Origin of the sequence: Gluconobacter sphaericus NBRC 12467 (assembly GCF_006539125.1) — a bacterium.
Taxonomy (GTDB): domain Bacteria; phylum Pseudomonadota; class Alphaproteobacteria; order Acetobacterales; family Acetobacteraceae; genus Gluconobacter; species Gluconobacter sphaericus.
Genome location: NZ_BJMK01000072.1, coordinates 1 through 2,195 on the forward strand (window position 1 = coordinate 1; position 2,195 = coordinate 2,195).

The 2,195-nt window shown below is 53.4% G+C and carries 3 protein-coding genes; 2 read left to right on the plus strand and 1 reads right to left on the minus strand.

Features of this window, described 5'->3' with window-relative positions; translation table 11 throughout:
* Positions 1-499 precede the first annotated feature (499 nt).
* Positions 500-1,054 carry a GNAT family N-acetyltransferase gene (locus GSP01_RS14450; RefSeq protein ID WP_141354656.1) on the minus strand — a complete coding sequence of 185 codons (555 nt, stop codon included), beginning with the start codon at positions 1,052-1,054 and terminating at the stop codon, positions 500-502.
* A gap of 164 nt (positions 1,055-1,218) precedes the next feature.
* Between GSP01_RS14450 and GSP01_RS15350 the strand changes: the two genes are divergently transcribed.
* Both GSP01_RS15350 and GSP01_RS14460 read left to right on the plus strand, forming a co-directional pair.
* Positions 1,219-1,344, plus strand: a complete 126-nt coding sequence (locus GSP01_RS15350; RefSeq protein WP_255320916.1) for an antitoxin MazE-like protein — start codon at positions 1,219-1,221, stop codon at positions 1,342-1,344.
* Positions 1,345-1,451: 107 nt separating this feature from the next.
* Positions 1,452-1,757 (plus strand): type II toxin-antitoxin system PemK/MazF family toxin, encoded by a 306-nt coding sequence (locus GSP01_RS14460; RefSeq protein WP_306414205.1) that lies wholly within the window; start codon positions 1,452-1,454, stop codon positions 1,755-1,757.
* The last annotated feature ends 438 nt before the right edge of the window (positions 1,758-2,195 follow it).

Here is a 2,195-nt window from a genome sequence, read left to right on the forward strand (position 1 = left end):
AGGTGTAGCGTTGTCGATTCATATGGTGATCCAGTTCCAAGAAATACACTTAAACGATACAGGCATATCCCTAGCGTAGCTACGCTGTATCTCTTTTCAACGACAGCAGGACATCAACCCTGCTTTTGGAGCACTTCGTGAGCAATCGTTTGGCCGTATTGTCTGCCCTGTGCCCTCTTCTCTTTCCGATCTGCGCTTTTTCACAAACCTCCCCGGACTGGCTGCCAGAGTCTGGTGTCAAATCCCCCTACAGCCCGCTTGCCGTTCCGACGACACTTCACCCGGTCACGGCCTCTCTGAGCAGTCTGCTCAAAACAGGCTACCAGATCACCACAACCACAAACTACGCCGGATCCGAGGCGCTCTTTACGCTGGAAAAACGTGGTCAAACCATTCTCTGTGTCCTGACTCCTCCCAATCCTCAAACGGACCAGAATGTCCCAACCTCACGCTGCTGGGATTTATGAAAACCAGAAACGGCTTTTCATCTCGATAGCCCTTAGGGCTGTAAAATTTTTTGCATTCGTATCAATGGAACATTCGCACCGTTCCCTATGGCTTCAACTCTTTCTAGGGGATGGTATCCGGATGCTATGTAGAGAGGCTCTCCACTGAGAGTAGCCATGAGCTCTGCGGTTTTAAAACCATTGTCTGCTGCGGCTTGTTCGCACTGCTGCAACAGCAGTCGGCCAATGCCTTTTCGCGTGAAATCAGGATCAGTGTACATGGCCCGGATCCTCGCAGGGTCTCGCTCAGGATCCAGAAGAAGAGGATCACGAAGGTCGCGGCTGTGATCGCCTCCGTAGAGCGTCGCGCGCTTACTCCATCCCCCGCATCCAGCCAAAACCCCATCATATTCGGCGACGAGATAAGATCCGTCTTCAACCAACTGGGTGTCCAGACCCATGACAGCATGACTGGCGATGATTTGCTCAGGAGAGAGAAATCCAACCTGTAAGGCGTCGATGGATCTGTTGATGAGGGTTTTCAGCGCTGGAAGATCGTCGAGCGTGGCCCAACGGGTCTGGATCTTTCCGGAGGCGTAAGTCGTCATGATGGTCCTAAATGGCTCACAATCGAGACCTTATGTCTGCAACCCGACCAAAAATCCATTTGTCGGACGCGATGCCAGAGCAACGTGGATGGCTCAAAGCGCCAGCCTGATTGTGCTGAAAATCAGCGCACCTTTCTGTTACATGTAACGGGAAGAGAAATGCCATGACCTCTGTTGCCATCCGCGTCCAGAAGCGCCGTGATACCCTTCGAAAGGCCGGACTGCGTCTCATCCAGATCTGGGTGACCGATACACGCACACCAGGCTTTGATGCGGAATGCCAGCGCTAGGCGCGTCTGGTGGCCGAGGCCGAGCGGTACGATCCCGCGCTGATGTCCTTCCTGGACAGTGCGGCCAGCGATCTCGACGGATGGGAGGCATGAACTGGGGAGACTTCGTGACCGTTGCTCTCCAGGGTGATCTGGGTAAACCTAGGTCCGCTCTGATCGTCCAGGCGGACCGTTTCGAGACGACCGCCTCCGTGTCCATTCTCCCTGTCACCAGTGCCCTCATAGACGCGGTTTTGCTCCGCCTGTCGGTAACCCCAGACGAGCGGAGCGGGCTGCGCAAAACGTCTCAGCTGATGATCGACAAGCCCAGTACGGTCTCCCGCGACAAGATTGGCCCCACCGTTGGGATCGCCAGCGATACCGTCATGCTTTCTGTCAATCGCCCTGTGATGCTCTTTCTGGGTCTGGCCTGAACGGTCAGTGACCCGCAACTGTCAGGTCGTTCAGGGGCAAGTTGAGCCGAGATGAAAGGATAGTCCTTCAAATAGCTCCTACGTCTTGAGCCTTTTGAACGTGCGTTTAAGGGGAAATCTTGACGCGATAATGTCAACTTGAGGACCAAGACCCGATCAGATCGAACTAGTCATTCTTGGAACTCCATTTTCAAAGAAAATATCTCTTTGAAAATGGAGTTCACTGTCGTTTTGGCAGTTAGAAGAAAAACGGAGTTTACGGCGGGAAAGAGCCTCTTTGAGGCGCTGTGTCGCATGAACTGCGGCAACCTTGGCCTGTTCCAGACTGGCTAGACTCAGGACCCATTGATTTTTGTGAGGAATTTTGATTCAGGCTCTGTAAGGAGACTGGAGATGAGCGATCTGTTTTGGCTGACGGACGAACAAATGGAGCGTCTG

Excerpts from the sequence above, each read along its gene's own strand:
- GSP01_RS14450 (WP_141354656.1), bottom strand. The coding sequence starts at position 1,054 with ATGACGACTTACGCCTCCGGAAAGATCCAGACCCGTTGGGCCACGCTC.
- GSP01_RS15350 (WP_255320916.1), top strand. The coding sequence starts at position 1,219 with ATGACCTCTGTTGCCATCCGCGTCCAGAAGCGCCGTGATACCCTTCGA.